The sequence below is a fragment of the Marinomonas sp. ATLA20 genome, assembly GCF_057180105.1.
Window position 1 is genome coordinate 495,708 of the sequence record NZ_JBXUKU010000001.1, and the last position, 20,466, is coordinate 516,173.

The 20,466-nt window shown below is 44.2% G+C and carries 17 protein-coding genes; 3 read left to right on the forward strand and 14 right to left on the reverse strand.

Annotation, left to right across the window (positions count from 1 at the left end; all coding sequences use genetic code 11):
* Nucleotides 1–57: 57 nt before the first annotated feature.
* The 11 genes from ahpC to AC2A4J_RS02210 form a co-directional block, all read right to left on the reverse strand.
* The gene (gene ahpC / locus AC2A4J_RS02160; RefSeq protein WP_255827604.1) at nt 58–615 is read right to left on the reverse strand and encodes an alkyl hydroperoxide reductase subunit C; all 558 of its coding nucleotides are present in this window, start codon (nt 613–615) and stop codon (nt 58–60) included.
* A gap of 107 nt (nt 616–722) precedes the next feature.
* The gene (locus AC2A4J_RS02165; protein WP_484174727.1) at nt 723–1,802 is read right to left on the reverse strand and encodes a response regulator; all 1,080 of its coding nucleotides are present in this window, start codon (nt 1,800–1,802) and stop codon (nt 723–725) included.
* Between the two features lie 5 nt (nt 1,803–1,807).
* Nucleotides 1,808–5,668, reverse strand: a complete 3,861-nt coding sequence (locus AC2A4J_RS02170; RefSeq protein WP_484174728.1) for a response regulator — start codon at nt 5,666–5,668, stop codon at nt 1,808–1,810.
* A 37-nt stretch (nt 5,669–5,705) separates the two neighbouring features.
* Entirely contained in the window at nt 5,706–6,866 is a 1,161-nt protein-coding gene (locus AC2A4J_RS02175) for an ABC transporter substrate-binding protein (protein WP_484174729.1), read from the reverse strand.
* A gap of 136 nt (nt 6,867–7,002) precedes the next feature.
* Nucleotides 7,003–7,926 carry a 5-oxoprolinase subunit C family protein gene (locus AC2A4J_RS02180; protein ID WP_484174730.1) on the reverse strand — a complete coding sequence of 308 codons (924 nt, stop codon included), beginning with the start codon at nt 7,924–7,926 and terminating at the stop codon, nt 7,003–7,005.
* Nucleotides 7,916–8,620 carry a 5-oxoprolinase subunit PxpB gene (gene pxpB / locus AC2A4J_RS02185; protein WP_484174731.1) on the reverse strand — a complete coding sequence of 235 codons (705 nt, stop codon included), beginning with the start codon at nt 8,618–8,620 and terminating at the stop codon, nt 7,916–7,918. The genes AC2A4J_RS02180 and pxpB overlap by 11 nt, the downstream gene beginning before the upstream one ends.
* 3 nt (nt 8,621–8,623) lie before the next feature.
* Nucleotides 8,624–9,394 (reverse strand): 5-oxoprolinase subunit PxpA, encoded by a 771-nt coding sequence (locus AC2A4J_RS02190; protein ID WP_484174732.1) that lies wholly within the window; start codon nt 9,392–9,394, stop codon nt 8,624–8,626.
* Between the two features lie 34 nt (nt 9,395–9,428).
* A complete protein-coding gene (locus tag AC2A4J_RS02195; protein WP_484174733.1) occupies nt 9,429–10,736 on the reverse strand; it encodes a TRAP transporter large permease in 1,308 nt (435 codons plus the stop codon).
* Nucleotides 10,736–11,254, reverse strand: a complete 519-nt coding sequence (locus AC2A4J_RS02200) for a TRAP transporter small permease (protein ID WP_484174734.1) — start codon at nt 11,252–11,254, stop codon at nt 10,736–10,738. Before AC2A4J_RS02200 ends, AC2A4J_RS02195 begins: the two co-directional genes overlap by 1 nt.
* A 216-nt stretch (nt 11,255–11,470) precedes the next feature.
* Complete coding sequence (locus tag AC2A4J_RS02205; RefSeq protein WP_484174735.1) at nt 11,471–12,442, reverse strand: TRAP transporter substrate-binding protein; 972 nt, start codon at nt 12,440–12,442, stop codon at nt 11,471–11,473.
* A 97-nt stretch (nt 12,443–12,539) separates the two neighbouring features.
* On the reverse strand, nt 12,540–13,340 hold the full coding sequence (locus tag AC2A4J_RS02210; protein WP_484174736.1) for a putative hydro-lyase: 801 nt from the start codon (nt 13,338–13,340) through the stop codon (nt 12,540–12,542).
* A gap of 173 nt (nt 13,341–13,513) precedes the next feature.
* On the opposite strand from AC2A4J_RS02210, the gene AC2A4J_RS02215 reads away from it, so the two are divergent.
* Nucleotides 13,514–14,815, forward strand: a complete 1,302-nt coding sequence (locus AC2A4J_RS02215; protein WP_484174737.1) for an amidase family protein — start codon at nt 13,514–13,516, stop codon at nt 14,813–14,815.
* A 78-nt stretch (nt 14,816–14,893) separates the two neighbouring features.
* Here AC2A4J_RS02215 and AC2A4J_RS02220 read toward each other — a convergent pair whose 3' ends face one another.
* Complete coding sequence (locus AC2A4J_RS02220; protein ID WP_484174738.1) at nt 14,894–15,802, reverse strand: LysR family transcriptional regulator; 909 nt, start codon at nt 15,800–15,802, stop codon at nt 14,894–14,896.
* A gap of 168 nt (nt 15,803–15,970) precedes the next feature.
* Between AC2A4J_RS02220 and AC2A4J_RS02225 the strand changes: the two genes are divergently transcribed.
* Nucleotides 15,971–16,555, forward strand: coding sequence for a DUF502 domain-containing protein (locus AC2A4J_RS02225; protein ID WP_484174739.1), 585 nt, complete (start codon nt 15,971–15,973; stop codon nt 16,553–16,555).
* Between the two features lie 99 nt (nt 16,556–16,654).
* Nucleotides 16,655–17,917 carry a TIGR03862 family flavoprotein gene (locus tag AC2A4J_RS02230; protein ID WP_484174740.1) on the forward strand — a complete coding sequence of 421 codons (1,263 nt, stop codon included), beginning with the start codon at nt 16,655–16,657 and terminating at the stop codon, nt 17,915–17,917.
* Nucleotides 17,918–18,037: 120 nt separating this feature from the next.
* Here AC2A4J_RS02230 and AC2A4J_RS02235 read toward each other — a convergent pair whose 3' ends face one another.
* Nucleotides 18,038–18,586, reverse strand: coding sequence for a porin family protein (locus tag AC2A4J_RS02235; RefSeq protein ID WP_484174741.1), 549 nt, complete (start codon nt 18,584–18,586; stop codon nt 18,038–18,040).
* A 446-nt stretch (nt 18,587–19,032) separates the two neighbouring features.
* Entirely contained in the window at nt 19,033–20,202 is a 1,170-nt protein-coding gene (locus tag AC2A4J_RS02240; protein ID WP_484174742.1) for an OmpA family protein, read from the reverse strand.
* Between the last annotated feature and the right edge of the window lie 264 nt (nt 20,203–20,466).

Below are 20,466 nucleotides of genomic sequence, written 5' to 3' on the forward strand. Positions count from 1 at the left end.
AGAAGAGTGACTCTTTCAGAAGAAAGAGTCACAACGACTGTCTACACAGCAGTTAGCTTAGATTTTGCCAACTAGGTCTAGAGAAGGGGTTAGTGTTTCTTCGCCTTCTTTCCATTTTGCTGGGCAAACTTCACCTGGGTGAGCGGCTACGTATTGTGCTGCTTTTACTTTACGAAGTAGGTCTTGAGCGTCGCGGCCGATACCTTCAGCTGTGATTTCCATGGCTTGGATAGTGCCTTCTGGATCGATCAAGAATGTAGCGCGGTCTGCAAGACCTTGGCCTTCACGCATTACGCCGAAGTTGTTTGTTACGTTGCCAGCTTGATCGCCAACCATGTAGTACTGGATTTTGCCGATTGTTTCAGAGCTTGCGTGCCATGCTTTGTGAGTGAAGTGAGTGTCTGTAGAGACAGAGAATACTTCAACACCGCGAGATTGAAGTTCAGCGTAGTTGTCTGCCACATCGCCAAGTTCAGTTGGGCAAACGAAAGTGAAATCAGCTGGGTAGAAGAAGAATACGGCCCATTTGCCTAGCACGTCTTTTTCAGAAATTTCTACGAATTCGCCGTTTTTAAAAGCCGTTGCATTGAATGGTTTGATTTGAGTGTTGATCATTGTGTTTCTCCTAATGTGTGTTTGAGTGCGTTACCAACAGGACACATATTAGGGAAAACGATGTAATAGTAAAAATTGTTATTAACTAAAGATGTGATTGATAAAAGCTATTTAACGATTATGTCTTCTTCTTTGTCTGGGTGTTGTTGTCGGATCGACAAAATCTGGGGGGTTAGATTGTTAAGTAGAGGAACCAGGTTTGGGTCAAAATGACTGCCCGCACTGTCTTTAATATAGGTAAGAGACGCCTCTAAACTCCATGCTTCTTTATAAGGGCGTTTTGACATCAGCGCATCGAGCACATCTGCAATGGCGACAATACGACCCTCTAATGGTATTTCTTCACCTTTTAAGCCATTCGGGTAGCCACTACCATCCCATTTTTCATGATGGGTAAGGGCAATGGTTTTTGCGATTTGCAGCATTGGATCGTCGTCTTCAGCAAATATTTCGCCACCATAAACCGTATGAAGTTTCATCTTTTCCCATTCTTCTGGTGTGAGCTTGCCTGGTTTTAAAAGAATGGCGTCAGAGATGCCTATTTTTCCTACATCATGCATTGGGGCGGCTTGAAAAATCCGGTTTATCCACTCTTCATTGCCGCCATATTCTTGTGCAATCATGCGTGCATAGTGACTCATGCGAATAACATGAGCGCCAGTTTCATTGTCTTTGAACTCTACCGCACGACCAAGATGATGAATAATGCGGAGCTGGCTGGCTTGCAGTGCCTTGGTACGCTCGTCTACTTTTTTCTGTAACTGTCTATTTTGATCATATAAAGCGAGGTGTGTACGGACTCTGGCACGAACGATAGGCGGACTGATGGGCTTGATAATGTAGTCTACGGCTCCTAAGGAGAGCCCTCTCTCTTCATCTTTGATGTCGTGTTTGGCCGTCACAAAAATAACTGGAATATTAGCTGTTACGGGATTGGCTTTTAATTGTGTGCAGACATCATAGCCATCCATTTCAGGCATCATAACGTCTAGCAGTATAAGGTCTGGACGTGGTGATAAAGCCGCAATTGCTAAGGCTTTCATACCATTTAAAGCGACTTTAACTGTGTACTCATCAGATAAGGACGCAACTAAAACGTCAATGTTTTCTGGCGTATCGTCAACGATCAGGATAGTCGGTCTCTCTAGTGGTTGTGTCGTATTAGATTGCTCAAACGTCTTCATCATGATGTCTACTTCTCAGAGTCTTCTAAATGTTCGATAAGCATAGTTAAGTGTTTTGCTGCCAGTTCAAAGTCGTAAAGTTTTAAGGCTGCGACGACTTTTGCCATCATGGCATAAGCCTCTTTGCTGGCGATATTTGGAAGCAAATTTTGTGCTAGATAAAGTGCTTCCACCACATTTTTATCGATATAAGTGGTTAATTTTTCAATATTCTTTTTTAATTCGTCTTGGTTCATTGACTGTGATGCTGTGGTTTCTTTTTCTACAGCATGGCTATAAATCGTATGCCACGCTCTAAGATCATTTAGGACAATAGTTAAATCCTGTTCTACAGATAACAGTATAGGCGTTATATTGACATTAGCCTCTTCTAAAGCGTTTTCCAATTGGCCGGCCGATGTTGCTAGTTCGATCATACCTAAGGTCGCGGCGGTTCCTTTTAGTGTATGCGCTAATCTATTGGCTAATACAAGATCACCCTGCTTTATGGCCGCGTTACATTCATCGATGAAGGACGTATGTGTTTCCAGAAAACGTGTTAACAGCCGAGTATAAAGTGGTTTAGTTAGTGTTCTTGCTAAACCTAATTCTGCGTCTATGTGCATGCTATCTGGTAGCTCTGCAGTATCTGTATTATCTGGTGATGTAGATACTAATCCTGCGCGAGTGTTATTAATGTTGGGTTTGATCCAGGTGCGCAAGGTATTAAACATGGTGTCAAAATGGATAGGTTTAGCGATGTGATCATTCATTCCAGAGGTTTTAGCGTATTGAATGTCTTCTGCCATTACGTTGGCCGTCATGGCGATAATCGGAATATCCTTGTACTCTGGCATAGTGCGTATTTTTTGGGTTGCTGTGTAACCGTCCATTACCGGCATTTGGCAGTCCATCAAAATACAATCAAAGTGATCGGATCCTAGTAAGTCAATCGCTTCTTGTCCGTTTGTTGCAGAGGTAAATTGAATACCGCTACGTGAGAGTAATTCTTCGGCCAATTCGCGGTTGATTTCATTGTCCTCAACCAGCAACACATTGGCGCCTGCCAGCTCGTAAGAAAATACGATGTCATTACTGTCGTTGCTATTGCCAATAAGCGAAACAGATTGGGGGCCGCATAACTGTATAATCTGATCGAATAGGCTGGATGTCGTGACAGGTTTGGTTAAATAGGCTGCAATCGGTAGCTCTTCGCCCGCTTTGCGAGCTTCCTCTTGTCTATACGCCGTGACCATTATAATAGTGATAGGGGTGGTGTCTTGGGTCTGCTCAAGAATAGCTTTGCAGGTGTCTATACCATCCAGTTCCGGCATTCTCCAATCAATCAACATCAACGGATAAGGCTGAGATTTTGCTTTAAGTGACGCTATGTACTGAACCGCTTCGTGGCCACTGCTACAGGTATGGCAGACAAGGCCAAGCGCTTCTACACTGGCTTTTAAAACCTCTCTGGCCGTGTCATTGTCATCGACAATCATTACTTGGCTTAAATTAGTATGTCTGTTTAATGCATATTGAGAAGCGACATTTTCTGTGGATTGGAATCCCACGGTAAAGTGAAAGGTGCTGCCTTTATTGTCTTCACTTTCGACCCAGATATCGCCGCCCATCAATTGAATCAGTCGTTTTGATATGGCAAGACCAAGGCCTGTGCCACCAAAGCGTCGAGTGGTTGAAGTATCGGCTTGAGAAAAGGATTTGAATAGGTTGTTTTGTTTGTCTTTGCTGATGCCTATACCGGTATCTTGAACCGAGAAGTGGATCAAGTTTTCTTGCTGATCTTGTTTTGAACAGGTGGCGCGGATGATAATTTCACCCTGTTTAGTAAATTTAACCGCATTATTGCCGAGATTAAGCAGGATTTGGCGAAGTCTAGTTGGATCTCCGACGACTTGTTGAGGGACGTTTGCGTCAATGTCTATGATCAGTTCTAGGCCTTTCTCCTCTACTTTAAGTTCAAGTACGTGCGCTACCTTGTGGATAAGGCTAGGCAGGATAAATGGCACACTCTCAATGTCCATTTTGCGCGCTTCAATTTTTGAAAAGTCCAAAATGTCATTGATAATATTGAGAAGCGATTCGGCTGAATGACTGACTTTTTCGATATAACCGCGCTGTTTGTCATTTAAGGAGGTTTGAAGAGCCAAAGAAGACATGCCAATGATGGAATTCATAGGGGTGCGAATTTCATGACTCATATTGGCAAGGAATTCGCTTTTTGCCTGGTTGGCGTCTTCTGCTGCTTCTTTTGCTGTTTGCAACTCTTTGGTTTGCAAGGCAATGTCGTTTTCTAGTTTTTCTTTATATTGTGCGAGTGACTGTTGTGAGATGAACTTTTCCGTCACGTCACGCCAAGAGATAATAGTGGCGGGGCGATCATTAAATGAAATCGATAGAATGGTCATGTCGGCATGAATTAGCTCACCATCTGAACCTTGGAAAACCCATTCTGTTCTGGTGTTGCCATGCAAGGCTACTTGTCTTAAATGACTGTTTAAGCTGGACGAGGAAAGCGCGCCGTCCGCCTGTTTATAGGGGGATATATCGCCTATTTGTTTGCCTAACAAGGCGTCTTTTTCAGAGTATTTGAGTGTTTGAACTGCCGCGTTATTACACTCTACCATTTTGTGATCCATCAGAATCCAGACTGGATCGGGTGTAAATTCAAACATAGAGCGAAAACGTTCTTCGCTTTCGATAAAGCTGGAGAGCTGTCGAGTAACACGACGAGAAATAGCCCAGGCTAATAGTAATAATATAGTGATGGAAATGCCGCTGATCCAAAGAATGCGGGTTTTCACTTCCGTTAGTTGGTTTTCAATCTTTTGGTCTAGATTTTTTGAATTAAGTTGAACAAATTCACCAATTTGATCCATTAACCTTGGTAACGGAGAAAAGGTTTTTTCCAATAAACTGATGAGCTTAATTTGTTCTTCCCCAAGAGTAATATGCTCGGTCCGTTCTTGGAAAAGCCCTTTAGTTCCTAGCTTGATGACTTGTTCTGTATTATCAAAAAAGTAGCCCTCGCCAAAAAGCGTGCTGCCAAGGGCGTTTCTTTCCTGTTGTAACCTTTCTGCTGTTTCTGGATGTACCTTAGCGGATTCAGCGATGACGTAATCTAAGCGATCCAGCGATGACTTAATTTGATTGTCTTTGAGATCCGTGATGACACTTAATGAATTGGAAGCGATCATCACATTTAGTGAAACCTCTAAGGTATTAATGTCTTCCATGGCGGTATTTAGCGCAGACTCAAGGCGCGACAGGCGCAGTTTCAAATACGCTTTAGCAAGGTCATCTCTTTTCTCGTAAGGGGCGGTGTTGTATTGATAGATAAGGAAGTTTTCTTGTAAACGGTTGTTGCCTGTCATGCGATAGGTAAGGCGTTTTAATTGTTGTAGTTGATTTAGTGCTTTACTTTTTAAATTGAGTTCTATTTCATCCAAATCATGCTTTGCGTTGCGAATGTGCCAGTCAGTTATTTGCTTGGCTGTGGCTAGTATATTTGGCCCTTGTTCTGCTAATTCAGAACTGATTTGTTGTGTTTCTGCATCGTTAGACTCGGTTTCAAGCGTCGCAACCGCACGATAATATAAACTAAGATTGTATTGGTTACTGACGGTAGGGACTACACCCTCTAGCAACACTTGGCGAAGCTGGTCGCGGTAAGTAGGGACGATTGCTCTTAGCTCTGCGGAGGCATCTAAGAGTTTCGTTTGCTGACTTCTTAGACCCTGTCTTTGTGCTGTGAGCTCTTGCAAGGTGATGGTTAATATTACTGCGCCTATGATGGACGATATCAAAGCGACGAATGCTAATAACCACACTAGGGGAGATATGGATAAGTGATGTCGATCTAATGTCATCATGATAAGAATCTACTAAGTCTCTCGTTTTAGTGGTGGGTTACTGTATGTCAGCATAAGACAACTCTTTTAATACACCATTGTGGATAAGTTGTATCCAAATATGTCTCTTATTTGGGTTTAGCACAGCAAGTTCGTTTTGTTCTTGAGAATCATGATAACTCTTCGCGAGTTGTTTTAAGCTATCTTCAATCTCTTGGCTGGTAGGCACGTTTTTGAGTGGTAAAAGTGCTTGCCCAACAATGAGTGCATTAATGTAACCTTCAAGTTGCATGGTTGTTGGTGGTGTAGCGTCGCCAAATCGTGCCATATCTTCTTTTAATTGTTTGATAATAGGAGCTTGAGAATTAATAAGCGAAGGTGTGGTTTGCGTGATTAATACTTTCGCCTTGGTGTCGCTAATGTGCGTTTGTAAAGCCTCTAGCCCTGTAAATGAAAAAGCGGAAAACACCGGCGAGATACCAAAGTCTTCAAGTCGCTTGATGAAGTTCGCGCTGGTGTTGTAGGTGCTGACCATAATAATGGCTTTTGGTGTGGGGAAAACGCCTAATACATCGGCAACAGAATGGCTGACTTCATCACTATTTCGCTGATGCCTAATCTGAAGTATTGATGCTGAGTCTTTTAGACCTGCGTCCGTTAGTGCCTCTATTACGCTTGCTAATCCTGCGTCTCCGTAGCTGTCTTTTTGTGCAAAAATAGCCACTTCATCTGGTCTTATCCCCAAGTCATTCACTAAAATATTTACTAAATAGTAGGCTTCTTCTGTATAGCTTGCCCGAGTGTTAAAAATAAAGGGAGAAGATCTCTCTGTTCGCATAGATTGCGCACCAGTGAGGGGCGATATAAGTGGTATATCGTATTTGGATAAAACACTAAGAGACGCAAGGTTCGTCGGTGTACCAACGCTACCTAGCATGGCCTTTACCCCATAATCATTAATGAGAGTGGATACTTGGGAGGGGGTTCTACTAGGTTCATAACCGTCATCTAAGGGGACTAAAGATAGCTGGTAGTTGAGTTTTTTACTGTCATTGATGCGTTTAAAGCCTAACTCGATACCTCGTACGATTTGAGTGCCCATAAAAGTGTTTGGGCCAGTTAGGGGGCCTGTAAAGCCGAAGCGTAATTCCGCTGAATACGCTTTTCCACCTAATAAAAAAAGGCACAGAGCTAGACAAGCAATGACTTTCAATCTCATAAATAGATGCAATCCCGTCGATACTAAAGGCAAAAACCTCGATATATCAGTCTAAGACAAAAACACAGGAATGGAATGAAAGTTTGGTAAGTAAATGTCAAAGCTGGTTACCCAGCTTTACCTCGATGAGATGGTGTCAACGCCACTGAGCGAGTCGAGCCATTTGTAAATGACGCTCTTGCTCCGCTTGGTCAACGGTGATCGGTGTGAACTGAATAATATCCCCCGGCTTTTGCTGCGCTAAAATACTACCGCCAACACGTGTCACACAGCCCATTTTTGGGTAGCCGCCGATGGTTTGTCGGTCTTGCAGCAAGACAATTGGTTGGCCGTCTTTGGGTACTTGGATTGCGCCATAGGCGATACCTTCAGAAATAATGCCTTTTAAGTCGCTGTGAACTTCTTGCCCTTCCAAGCGGTAACCCATGCGGTCTGAGTTTGACGATACTGTGTAATCGCTAGAGAAAAAATTTGCCCGCTCCAAAGAGGAAAAAGACTGGTATTGATAACCTAAAATCACTGGGATTTCTCTGTTGCCATAATTGGGAATCGCTAAGCGTGGCACCGATCTTTGCTGATGATCAGAGTCAGCTTGATACGCTAACATATCGCCTTTTTTTAGCTTGTCACCTTTGCCCGTTAAACCGCCAATTTTTTCACGCATTACCGTGGCAACGCTACCTAGCGTTGGTTCACAAAGAAAACCGCCTTTCACCGCAAGATAAGCACGCAAGCCCCAAATAGGCTGGTGGAAGGCTAAGATATCGCCTTTTTTAATGGCGTAAGTTTGCCAAGGCGTGATGCTTCTATCGTTTAGTGTTGCTCCAAGGTCCGCGCCAGTAATGGCGATGCTAGTGTTGGCTTGTGCTTCCAGAGTGAGCATGCCAAAGGTAATTTCGACTTGTGGGCTATTGTCATGGTTATCGAGCAAAGCATTGCCCCAACGAAAGGCAACTTCGTCCATCGGCCCACCCGTGGTTAACCCAATAGACTGATGGCCGTGACGACCCAAATCTTGAACCAGTGCCAATAAACCGGGTTTAATTACTTTAAAAGCCATCGAGCTGACCTCCTTGTACCAAGAACTCATCTCGAGAAATCGGCTCGAATCGAACCGAGTCCCCCATGGCGATCAGTGCGAGATTTTCACTTCCCCAATCAATTAAATTGACTGGCGTTCGGCCAATAATTTGCCATCCGCCGGGTGTTACGCTGGGGTAAACCGCGGTTTGGTTTTCTGCTAACGCCACGCTGCCAATCGGGACTTTCAAACGAGGTGTGGTTTTTCTTGGTACATGAAGTTCATCGGGTGTATTGCCCAAAAAGGCGAAGCCCGGCGTAAAACCAATGGCGTAGGCGCGGTAGGTTGTTTCACTGTGGCGCTGAATTATTTCCTCAATGCTTAAATGACAGTGCTTGGCAACGTCTTCGATATCAGGCCCGACTTCTTTGCCGTAATACACAGGAATCACCACTTCGCGCTGATCTTTAACTGAAAAATCATTAGGATCAATGGCTTCTATGGTCTGACGAATGGTTTTGAAAATAGCAAAGCGATCAAAATGATCATCGTCAAATACCACTAAAAGCGTGGTGTAAGATGGGACTAAATCCACAATGCCCGCTAACTTCACCAGCTCTTGTGTTACTTGGGCGATGTAATTAGAAGTGGCTTCGCTAATCACCTGACTAAAGGTCAACAAGCAGGCCTGATTGCTGACCATGTCTATGTTTGGAAAATCTTCACAGCTCATGATTTATTTCGCGTTTGTCTTACTTTGGGGAGTAGTCAGCTTTAGTCGATCAACCAGTGCACGGATGCGTGTCACCGCATCCACCGCATGAGCGCCATCGCCATGTACACAAATGGTATCAGCATGGATCGCCAGCTGTTTGCCAGACGCCGTCGTCAAGGTGCCTGTTTCACATAATTGCTCGACTTGTTTTTCGATCAAATCAAAGCTGGCATGAACGGCGTTAGGTTCTTTGCGTGGCATGAGTCGACCTTCGTCTGTGTATAAACGATCAGAGAAGGCTTCAAACCAAATACTCAGGCCGTATTTCTTGGCCATCTGCTTAATTTCAGGGGCTTCTGGTACCGCCATCACCATTAATGGCATGGTGGCATCTAGTTCGCTTACCGCTTGCATCACTGTGTCTAACACAGCGAAATCCGCCATCATGGTGTTGTACAAAGCACCATGAGGTTTGACGTAATCCACTTGGGTGTTTTGGCTTTCGCAGATGCCTTTTAACGCGCCAATTTGGTATTGAATCAACGCCTTTAATTCAGCGGTGGCGATGTCCATATTACGACGACCAAAGCCGACCAAATCTGGATAAGCCGGATGCGCGCCAATGGTGACATTATGTTGTTTTGCCAAGGCAACGGTTTTTGCCATGGTCAATGGATCAGAAGCATGGAAGCCACAAGCGACATTCGCCAAGTCGACAAACGGCATTATTTGATCGTCTAAGCCCATTTTCCATGCGCCAAATGCTTCGCCCATATCGCAATTTAATTTCATCTTTGATTCCTCGTTCTCGTCTACGGCTAAGAGCTTAGTTTTGAGACATGGTTGTTGGTAAATAGGTCACAATTTCAGGAAATACACTGATTAACAGAATAGCCACGCCAATCAGTAAAAAGAACGGCAAAGCGGCTTTTGCTACATACAAAATGTTCTTCCCAGTCAGGGCCTGAATCACAAAAAGGTTGAAACCAACGGGTGGCGTGATTTGCGACATTTCCACCACTAAGACGATGAAAATACCAAACCATAGCAAATCAATATTGGCTGCTTGTACCATTGGCAGAATGACCGCTACAGTCAGCACCACTACAGAAATACCATCCAAGAAACAGCCTAAAATCACGAATAACACGGTGAGGTATAGGATCAATTCCATAGGTGACAAAGACATGCCCGAAATCCACAACGCCAAGGCTTTAGGTATACCTAAAAAGCCCATTGCCAATGTCAGAAAGTGCGCACCGATCAAGATGAAACCAATCATACAAGAACTTTTAACGGCGCCTAATAAGCTGTCCATAAAGCTATGACGACTTAACGAGCCTGTGAATGCAGCAAGTACCAAAGCGCCCGCCACGCCCAAAGCCGCGGCTTCTGTTGGCGTCGTAATACCACCGTAAATAGAGCCTAAAACAAAGCCAATTAAACCCATCACAGGCAATAGTTTGCGCAAGCCTTTAATGCGCGCAGACCAGCTAGTTTCATGGCCTGTTGTTTTAGGTAATTCGTCTTTGTGCAGGTGTCCCCAGATCATGGTGAAGCCCATAAATAAAGACACAAGTAATAACCCCGGCAAAGCGCCAGCGATAAACAAACGTGCGATAGAGACTTCTGCCGCGACGCCATAAACAATCAAAATAATCGATGGTGGAATTAACAGTCCCAATGTTCCAGATCCTGCTAAGGTACCGATGGCCATACGATCGCTGTAACCTTGTTTTCGAAGTTCTGGCAAGGTCATACGCCCAATCGTCGCTGCGGTGGCTGCAGAAGAGCCCGATACCGCAGCAAAAATGCCACAACTAAGAATATTTACATGCAGTAATTTACCCGGAACGCCACCCAACCAAGGCGACAGACCTTTGAATAAATCTTCTGATAAGCGCGTACGAAACAGCACTTCACCCATCCAAATAAACAGTGGTAAAGCGGTCAGTGACCATGCGGTACTTGCCCCCCAGCTTGAGGTCGCGAAAAGCAAATCCACTTGATAGTTTTCGGAAAGAATTAAGCCCAAACCGCCAATGGCAATGAGAGTAAAAGATACCCAAACACCCAGCGACAAAAGGGCAAGCATGGCAAATGCCAGCAGGATAGAAATCCACATCATATCCATTAGATTTCCTCCAAAGACACGGCGTCTTCTTGTTCACTGTAAGTGGGTTGTTTACCACCTAGTACGGAGACTAATGCATCCAAAATAGCTAGGTTGAGTGCGATAACGCCAATGGCAACAGGCAGTTGAGGTATCCAAAGTGGCACAGGAATGTAGCCGTATGACACTTCTTCATAAATATAGGATTCGTACACCATGTAACAGCAGGCATAGGACAAATAGCTCAATAACGCTAAGGACAGGATTAGAATCGTGCCTTCTTGAATCTTGCGAGGTACCGGAGAAAATCGTTGAATCAGCAAGGTAACTCGAATATGGCCGCCTTCACGGAAGGTATAAGCCAAGCCAAGAAAGGTTGATGCCGCAAGTGCATAGCCTGCGAAGTCTTCCGCAGAGGGGACAATAAAACCGAATAAACGACCGACGATTTGTGCTAATAAAAGCGAGGTAATAATAACGATACACAAACCGGACAGCAGGCCAGAGCAGAGGTAAAGTTTTTCTTTTAATTGGCTCATAGTGTTCACTTTTCTGAAGAGCAATTAGAGACCCCCTCCCAGCCTCCCCCTTAGCAGGGGGAGGAGTATTTACTATTCCCTCCCCTTATCTTCAAGGGGAGGGTTAGGGTGGGGTTGTTAGTCTTTCTTTTACCCCCACCTAGCCTCCCCTTAGCAGGGGAGCAATTACTATTCCCTTCCCTTATTTTCAAGGGTGGTGGGGATGTATATAAGTCATTAGTTTTGGTAGCGAGTCAGGATTTCACCAATCTCTTTTGGTGCTTCTGCTTTCCACTCTTCTGTCATTGTTTTACCGATGGCTTTTAATTCTTCAACTAACTGAGGAGACGGGTCTGATACCATCATGCCGTTTTCAACCAAGGTAGCTTTGTCCTTCGCTGCGCGTGCTGCAATTTGAGTCCAACCAGCCGCTTCCGCGTGCTTCGCAGCGTCTAGTACGACTTGTTGAGTGGCTTTATCCAAACGACGGAATGAGCGCTTGTTGACCACCACAATGTTTTTTGGAATCCATGCTTTTACATCTGTGTAGTGATTCACATAATCCCAAGCTTGGCTATCAACACCTGTTGACGGTGATGTAATCATGGCTTGAATGATACCAGTACTAAAAGCTTGAGGAATGTCTGGGGTTTGAATCGTCATTGGTGTGGTGTCCATCAAATCAGCAAGACGAGATTGCGTTGGGCTATAAGCGCGCATTTTCTGGCCTTTTAGGTCTGACAAAGTGTTCACTGCATCTTTGCTGTAAAGGCTCTGCGCTGGCCACGCAACAGTGTAAAGCAACATCATGCCGTCTTTATCAAGTTCTTTAGCAATGGATGGTTTTGCGGCTTCCCACAATTTTTTAGCATCTTCAAAAGACGTTGCTAAGAACGGAATATTGTCGTGTTTGTAAATGGGGTTTTCATTACCCAAAATACCCAAGAACATTTCGCCCATTTGAACCTGACCTGACTTCACAGAACGAGGAATCTCAGTATGTTTTACTAAAGAGCCACCAGAGTGAACAGTAATTTCAAGGTCGCTATTGTCTTTTATTTCTTTCGCAAAGGTATAAGCGATTTGCGTTTGTAGGTTGCCATCACCGTAAGGCGTTGGCATATGCCATTTTTCAGCAAAACTGGCTGTAGAGGTCAGACCGCCAAGAGCGATGCCGCTAACAATTAATGCATTGGATAACTTTGACATAGTAATCGTTCCTATTTTAAGTGTTGTTGTGTGTTTCTTATTATTAATAGCGCGATATTTTTATCTGCGCAGAGCTTCTCAGGTGTTCTTTGTAAGGCTAAAGAACAGCAAGGTCGGTATCTAAAATATCTGTCACCAGCATTTTTCCTGGTGAATGGGTAATGCAAATCGATGGTTTTGCGTTACGAATGGCAACCTGTGGGGTGACTCCACAAGCCCAAAAAACAGGTACTTCTCCGTCTTTTACGTTTACAGCATCGCCGTAATCTGGCTTGCTCAAATCGGTAATACCAATATCTTGTGGTGAACCAAAGTGTAATGGCGCGCCATGAGCTTTTGGGAAACGAGTGGTGATTTGAATCGCTCGAATCGCATCTTTTGGTGTATAAGGGCGCATAGTCACTACCGTGTTTCCAAAAAAACGTCCCGCTGGTACGGTGGCTATATTGGTTTCAAACATAGAAACGTTTACGTCTTCTTCTATGTTTCTTGGTGTAAGACCTGCTTGAGACAAAGCATTTTCAAAAGAAAAAGAGCAGCCCAATACAAAAGCCACCATATCGCCTTGCCATAACTCTTCAATATCGGATCGGCTTTCGACCTTTTCGCCATTGCGGTAAACATAGTATTCTGGAATGTCGTGGCGCATATCAATGTCGTGGCCAAGCTCTGGCATGGTAAAATCGCCGACTTCAGAAACACCGATCAAAGGGCAGGACACCGGGTTTTTTTGGCAATAAAGTAAAAACTCGCTCGCCCAATCTGCTGGCAAAATCACCACATTACCTTGCATCGCGCCTTGCGCTAAACCACTGGTTGGACCTGTATGGTTTTTACTACGAATCGCTTGGCGCAAATTATAGGTTTGTTGCAGTAGTGGTGACTGAGCTGGTTGCATGGAGGTTTTCCTTATTCTTGCCACAATCTGTTAACCAAGAGTAGATCTTGCCTACCTTAAAAGTCTAATCGTGTTTTTTTGGGTTATTTGATCAATTTTTTTTATCAAATATGTGGAAACGATTATTCTCTCTTTGACGAAGTGGATCAAGGGATGTAGTTTCAGGCAAAATAATGACCAATAGTGAGCTAAGTATGACTCAATCAAACGCATCGACTTTTGCTTGGCAGGATCGAGACCTTATTACCCAATGGAAGAGTGCTTTAAAGATTGTTGAGACAAAAGGTCAGTCTGTTTTTACTGAGCATTTTGATTATGTTGAGCCTCAGAAAGGACCGTTGAATGGGGCGATTATTTCAATCAAAGATCTATTTCAAGTACAAGGCTATAAGACTCAAGCTGGATCGGTGTTTATTACTCCTCAGCTTGCTGAGCAAGACGCCGTCGCTGTCGCCAAGTTAAGAACAGCGGGTGCAAGTTTCTTGGGCCACACTAATATGACCGAACTTGCCTATTCAGGATTGGGACTAAACCCTCACTATGGCACGCCGGACAATCCGATTAATGCAGGTCACATTACCGGAGGATCAACCAGTGGCGGCGCGGCCTCGGTCGCTTTGGGTGTAGCGGACGCGGCACTTGGTACAGACACTGGTGGCTCATTACGAATTCCAGCGGCGTTTTGTGGTTTAACGGGCTTTAAACCCTCACAGCAAAGTGTATCAAGGGAAGGTTGTTTGCCCTTATCAGACGCGCTTGATTCAATCGGTCCTATTGCTAATACAGTGGCGGAGTGTGAGTTGCTGTGGCAGGTACTGTCTGGAGCAGAGACTTCATCTGAGACTGCAAAAAGCACAGACCCTTCTCAGCTTTCTCAATTGAAAATAGTGGTGCCAAGTAACTTTGGTTTGAACGATTTGGATGCGCAGGTTGAACAAGGTTTTGCCGAGAAAGTAGCTCAGCTGGAAGCCGCTGGAGTGGTGGTGGAACGACGTTGTGTAGGTGCGCTTGAAACCTACAAAACCTTGCCTGTTTGGCAGTTTTCCGCTTTTGAAAGTCAGGCGTTTTATAGTCAGAATTATGATCTAGACAAAGCAAATATTGACCCACGAGTGGCCTCTCGTATCGCCCGTGCGAACACCATTACTTCAGAAGATTTTCAGCAAACTCAAGCGGTTCGTCAGGCGTTTATTAAGCGGATGTCAGAAGAAGAGCCAAATACGGTTTTCTTGCTGCCAACAGTGGCGGTTGTTGCGCCTAAGTTGTCGGACTTAGCAAAAGATTCTGACTATGATCGTTTGAACCTGTTGTGTTTGCGTAATACGTCGTTAGCCAATGTGTTAAATGGCTGTAGTATTTCTTTGCCATTTCGTTTTCAACAAGAACCCATGGGACTGATGTTGACGGCTGGCAATGGTTTAGATCAGCCGCTTCTTGAATTGGCGAAAGAGATAGAAGTCATTCTGCAAGGTTAGTCATTTGGTTTTAATTTGTGAAAAGCTTGGTCCTTAGTGTGCCAAGCTTTTTTTCGCACTATGGATTTAAAACTGTATTCAGGTGGAGCTTTGTTCTCTGTCGTACTCTTGTGCCGCGATAACCGCAATATTTGTTGCAACTTCCGCTATTGGGTTAAAAGGCTCATCAGAATAAGATGCGGTGAAGGTCAGGGCATTCGGTGTCCACACTGCTCTTATTTTTCGTAGCGTCCCAGCTTCTAATTCTTTTGCGATCATGATGTTAGGTAAAGTGGAAATGCCAACAGAATCAATGGCTAAGCTACGGCAAGCTGCTAATGAAGTGGAGGCAAAGAAATGTGCTGGCGGTCCATCAAGTTCGCGAAATTTATTGTTTATTTCCACGTACGGCTTGGTGGCCCGAGCGTAAGTGATAATGGGCCACTTGGCTAATTCTTCCAAATATAATAAGCGATCTGGCAAGTTTAAATTTGGACTAGCTACCCAAGAAAGAGAAAATGTACAGAGTTCTCGGTTAACAATATTTGGCTCTGAAATCGGCCCCATCAAAAGTCCTAAATCCAATGACCTGTCTTTTATACCATTGGCCAAGTTGCTGGTAATATCAACGGTCATTTCCACATCAAGATTGGGCATGTCCTTGTTGAGCCTTGAAAGGAAGTCAGGTAGCCAAGTATTAACTATGGTTTCTGAAACCCCCAAACGCAGCACACCAGAATACGCAGTAGAAAGCCCCGCTCGCTTTTTTAGCTGCTCGGTCTGGTAAAGAATTTTTTCCACATAAGGGAGTAATTCTTTGCCTTTTGAGGTCAACATAATCGGGCTGGAGCCGCCTTCTCGTTCGAACAGTTTGACGCCTAATTCTTCTTCTAGCCCTGATATCCGAGCTGAAATAGCTGGTTGAGTGGTGTGGAGGCGCTCGGCGGCTTTACGGAAGTTTCCTAAAGAGGCAACCCAAACAAAAGTTTCAAGACGTTTGTAGTTCACGTTATTGCTACCTCTAGTGTAATAAGCAGATAAAAAAGTAAGGATTGTCCAAAAGGGTATAAGGCTAACCAGATTTCAGCAATCTTTTCGTTAAGTCTTACTCGGAGTAATAGGAGTGGCACAAAGCTTGCGGTATGCTGTGAACAATTTTAGAGGATCATTTCAAACATGAATAAATTGATTACGTTATTGCTTAAAGGGCTGGTGGCGGTGTTACCGATTGGGTTAACCGTGTATCTGATCTATTGGTTATTGGCGACGGGCGAAGCGATTGCGCAGCCCTTGTTGTTACTTCTTATTCCTGATGTGCTGTATTTTCCCGGATTAGGTTTAATCGCCACTTTGGGCACTTTGGTGTTGATTGGTTTTTTAGTCAACCTTTATGGTGTTCGTTATTTGGTAAAGCTTAGTCATAACATTTTCGAGCGCATCCCGTTAGTGAAGTCCATTTACGGTGCGATTAAAGACATGATGATGGTCTTTAATTTGGCGGAAAAGAAAGAAATGAAAAGCGTTGTGTCGATTGAATGGAACGGCGCGCAAGTGATTGGTTTTGTGACGGGTGAGCAAACCGGACAGCAGTTGTTTGGCGAGCAAGACTTAGTCGGCGTTTATGTACCGTTAAGTTATCAGATTGGCGGTATGACGCTTTATATATCCCGCGACCGTTTGACTGAGTTGGATATTGGCGTAGAAGAAGCCATGCGTCTGGCCTTGACCGCAGGTGTGCAGAGTAAACCTAAGGCTGAATGATTTAAAGTTTGTATTTCACTAGAAATCATTGGGACGTGAGTCAAAATTCTTTATCATACACTTCTTTTTTTGTAACTCTTTGAAGTGATGTTGGTAAGTATGCAAGAAGCGGCGCAAGCGCAGAAAACAGTTATTGTTGTTGGAGCAGGCCCTGCAGGCCTGATGGCAGCAGAAGGGATCTGTGCCGCTGGCCATCAGGTTCATGTATACGATGCCAAGCCCAGTGCGTGCCGTAAGTTTTTATTAGCCGGTGTGGGCGGCATGAACATTACCCACTCCGAAGCCTATCCAGAGTTTATCCAGCGCTATTACAATAAAGCCGAATGGCTTAATACTTCAATTAGTCAGTTCAATGCTGATGCCTTATGTGAATGGATTCACGACTTAGGTATCGAAACCTTTGTTGGCACATCTGGCCGAGTTTTCCCCAAGGACATGAAAGCCGCCCCGTTATTGCGTAATTGGTTAAAGCGTTTACGTGATGCCGGTGTGCAGTTTCATATGCGCCACAAAATGATCAAGTTGTCAGCCAATGAAGTCGTGTTTGATCATGCTGGTGAAAGTGTGACGGCAAAGGCCGATGCGATTGTGTTGGCAATGGGCGGGGCAAGCTGGCCAAAGTTAGGTTCTGACGGTGCTTGGTCTTCTGTATTGACGGATAATGGTGTCGACGTTGCTCCTCTACAAAGCGCTAACTGCGGCTTTTACAGTGAGTGGAGTGAGCATTTAAAAACAAAATTTGCTGGTAGTCCTCTTAAAGATGTGGCGTTTTCATTTATCTTAGCTGACGGGCAAGTGGTGACGAAAAAGGGCGAGTGCATTGTTACTCAAGATGGTATGGAAGGCAGCCTGATTTATGCGTTTTCTAAATACCTGCGAGATGGCATTAATGACTCAGGCCTATCATCCTTGTTAATGGATTTTTTGCCCCTGCAAAGTGAAGAGCAAGTCATCAAAAAATTGCGTAATACCAAGCCCAAAGAATCTTTTAGTAAGTACCTTAAACGCACGCTGAGTATCACTGGTGTGAAGGCGGTGCTGCTGCATGAGTCGTTTCCTAAAGAAGCCTTCCAGACGCCAGAAACCTTAGCTCGATGTTTAAAAGCCGTGCCTGTCAGTTTTTACAAAACCAAGCCGATAGAAGAGGTAATTTCCAGTGCCGGTGGCGTATGTGAAAGTAGCGTTGATGGAAAGTTAATGCTGAACGCCATGCCTGGTGTTTTTTGTGCGGGTGAAATGTTGGATTGGGAAGCGCCAACAGGCGGCTACTTATTAACAGCGTGCTTTGCGACAGGACACTTGGTCGCTAAAGGCGTAGATGAATTCCTGTCCAGAGTAGAAGATATAAAACACCTAGGCTGAATACATAAAAAAACGCCCAATGTTGCCATTGGGCGTTTTAGTTTTAACGATTATTGAAACTTTCTAGCTAGGGAGTAAAAGACATCCATGTCCGAAAATGATTCGATTGTCTTTTAAAGCTTAATTATTTGAAGCTTGTTGGTTTGGCATACCGAAGCTGTATTGCACACCCACAGACGTCACGTTATCTAAATGGTTGTCTTCAATGTCTTTCACTAGGCGGAAGTCTGCGCGAAGATCCACATCACTGTTAATCGCATATTTCACGCCACCACCTGCGTTAACCAGTAGGTTGTTTGAGTCGCCATCTACGTCTGTCATACCAACCCCTGCTGCAACATAGGGCGTCAGATTAACTGTCGTAAACTCAGGAAGACTGTATAAGCCATCAACGCGGTATTGATCTAGATCGTTGTTACGTCCGCGTTTACTGGCATCTGAATGAAGGTAAGTGGCTTCTACTGCCAGTGGGCTATTTGTTTGGTAGCCGACACCGATTGAGTAAGATGTGTCGTTGCCTGCTTGTCTATCGCCATCTGTGTTGTAGTAGCCGATGCTTGGCGTGACAGTAAGGCCTGGCTTTGGTGTTTCAGCATATGCCATTGTAGCGAGAGATGAAGCAATTAGGACACCACTAAAAAGAGTGCGTTTTTTAAAAGATGTAGACATATTATTTCTCCTAATGAACATAATGTTTTGTTGTTCACTATCTAGATTACGCGGATTTTTATCGGTGAAAAGCCCACCTAAAATGCGTAAAAAATGGGACATGAACACCTGCTACCCAATCATGACGAAAGCTTTACTAAAGTGGTGATATTCAAGCGATTGAGCGATCAAAATACGCTCGAAATGGTGTAGGAAATGCGCTGCTTATTACAGTAAGTTTTCACTTAAAAATGGCAAAAATTAATTGTGACGCGACTAAGTACAATACGTTCACAAAGTGCTCATTATTCAAGAAGTGTCAGTGCAAAACAGGGAAGCAGAGCTGTTTACATCGGCCAAAAAAAACGCCCGATATAAAAATATCGGGCGTTTTTTCGCTTTAGGCGACTTCTCGGGAAAGGTTTTGTTCTGACCTAGGTACGTATTGGTTCCTAGTCGAACGCCTTTTATGCCTCGCTGTTAGAGATGATAGCAACAACACGACGGTTCGCTTCACGGTGTGCGGCTGTATCGTTTTCAACGAAGGGTCTTTCTTCACCGTAACCTATCGCCTCAACCCGAGTGTCTGAAATTTCAAAGGTTCTAATAAGCACATCGGCAATTGCGTTTGCGCGTTTTTCAGAAATCATTTGGTTGTAGCTTGCTGTACCTGAGTCATCGGTATGACCCTCAATGACAACGGTGCTTTCTGGATTGTCTTTAAGGAAGGTCGCGATTTTTTCTATTTCAGGATAAAACTTCTGCTCAACGTTGGTTTTATTAACGCCAAATTGGATGTTAATTTTGCCTGGTGGTTCAGCTAAAGTGTTCGTTTCCTCTGGCGTATCTTCCGTCATTGGTGAGGCCGCAACGGCATCGTCTTGTCCCAGTTTATCTGTTTGCTCAGGCGTGTCTTCGGTCATGGTCGGAGTGGCCATGTTGTCGTCTTGCGCTTGTCCAGAGGGTTCTGAGTAAACAACCTCTGGCTGCTCTGTTTCTTGTGGTTGTATCGCTTGTTGTGGCTCAACGTCTTGCGCTGGTTCGGGTTCTGTTTGAGTGTAGGTTTGCTCGACCGGAGTGTAGCCATCGTCGTTGGAGCTTGAGCTTTTAGATGGGCTGCCAAACGTCATTTGCACACCCAAAGAGGTGACATTATCGAGATGATGATCTTCCACATCATCGACTAAACGAAAGTCTGCACGCAATGAAACCGTATCATTGATTGCGTATTTCAAACCGCCACCAGCGTTAACTTGTGTATTGTTATTGCCACCATTACTAAAATCGGCCGTACCGACACCAGCGGCTAAGTAAGGCGTTAGGTTAAGTGAACTGATATTAGGCAAGTGGTATAAACCATCTAAGCGGTACTGATCTACATCGACGTCAGCGCCATTTTGTTTTGAGTCAGCGTTTAAGTAAACAAACTCGACCGCCCATGGGTTATTAAATTGATAACCCAAACCCAGAGAGTAGGCTTTATCGTCTTTGGTATCTCGATCACTATCCATGTTGTAGTAGCCAATACTTGGCGTTAGGGTGAATCCTTCCTGTTGCTGTGCAAGCGCTAATGTTGAAACTGAAGACGCTGCAATGATACTGCTGAGAAGCGTGCGTTTTGCAATGTTAAAAGACATTGTTTTTATCTCCTGATAAATAGCTTTGTTGGTTGTTCTTTTTCCAGAATAGCGCGTTTATCAGACGTTCAAAATTGACACAAAAATGACCTGAACCCCTTGTGTCATCTACTATTGCGAAATCATTACTTGGTGTTTACCGAACAAGCGTTTTCAACACGGATAAAGAGATTAATGAGCGCTTAAAAGCGTATAAAAGGAGATATTCATTACACGAGATTTTCAAATCGAGAATGAAGAAATGAGGTATCAGGCGTGTGTTGA

Bases quoted from the DNA above. Each gene is read 5' to 3' on its own strand.
- ahpC (WP_255827604.1), bottom strand. From the start codon at position 615: ATGATCAACACTCAAATCAAACCATTCAATGCAACGGCTTTTAAAAAC.
- AC2A4J_RS02165 (WP_484174727.1), bottom strand. From the start codon at position 1,802: ATGATGAAGACGTTTGAGCAATCTAATACGACACAACCACTAGAGAGA.
- AC2A4J_RS02170 (WP_484174728.1), bottom strand. From the start codon at position 5,668: ATGATGACATTAGATCGACATCACTTATCCATATCTCCCCTAGTGTGG.
- AC2A4J_RS02175 (WP_484174729.1), bottom strand. From the start codon at position 6,866: ATGAGATTGAAAGTCATTGCTTGTCTAGCTCTGTGCCTTTTTTTATTA.
- AC2A4J_RS02180 (WP_484174730.1), bottom strand. From the start codon at position 7,926: ATGGCTTTTAAAGTAATTAAACCCGGTTTATTGGCACTGGTTCAAGAT.
- pxpB (WP_484174731.1), bottom strand. From the start codon at position 8,620: ATGAGCTGTGAAGATTTTCCAAACATAGACATGGTCAGCAATCAGGCC.
- AC2A4J_RS02190 (WP_484174732.1), bottom strand. From the start codon at position 9,394: ATGAAATTAAATTGCGATATGGGCGAAGCATTTGGCGCATGGAAAATG.
- AC2A4J_RS02195 (WP_484174733.1), bottom strand. From the start codon at position 10,736: ATGGATATGATGTGGATTTCTATCCTGCTGGCATTTGCCATGCTTGCC.
- AC2A4J_RS02200 (WP_484174734.1), bottom strand. From the start codon at position 11,254: ATGAGCCAATTAAAAGAAAAACTTTACCTCTGCTCTGGCCTGCTGTCC.
- AC2A4J_RS02205 (WP_484174735.1), bottom strand. From the start codon at position 12,442: ATGTCAAAGTTATCCAATGCATTAATTGTTAGCGGCATCGCTCTTGGC.
- AC2A4J_RS02210 (WP_484174736.1), bottom strand. From the start codon at position 13,340: ATGCAACCAGCTCAGTCACCACTACTGCAACAAACCTATAATTTGCGC.
- AC2A4J_RS02215 (WP_484174737.1), top strand. From the start codon at position 13,514: ATGACCAATAGTGAGCTAAGTATGACTCAATCAAACGCATCGACTTTT.
- AC2A4J_RS02225 (WP_484174739.1), top strand. From the start codon at position 15,971: ATGAATAAATTGATTACGTTATTGCTTAAAGGGCTGGTGGCGGTGTTA.
- AC2A4J_RS02230 (WP_484174740.1), top strand. From the start codon at position 16,655: ATGCAAGAAGCGGCGCAAGCGCAGAAAACAGTTATTGTTGTTGGAGCA.
- AC2A4J_RS02235 (WP_484174741.1), bottom strand. From the start codon at position 18,586: ATGTCTACATCTTTTAAAAAACGCACTCTTTTTAGTGGTGTCCTAATT.
- AC2A4J_RS02240 (WP_484174742.1), bottom strand. From the start codon at position 20,202: ATGTCTTTTAACATTGCAAAACGCACGCTTCTCAGCAGTATCATTGCA.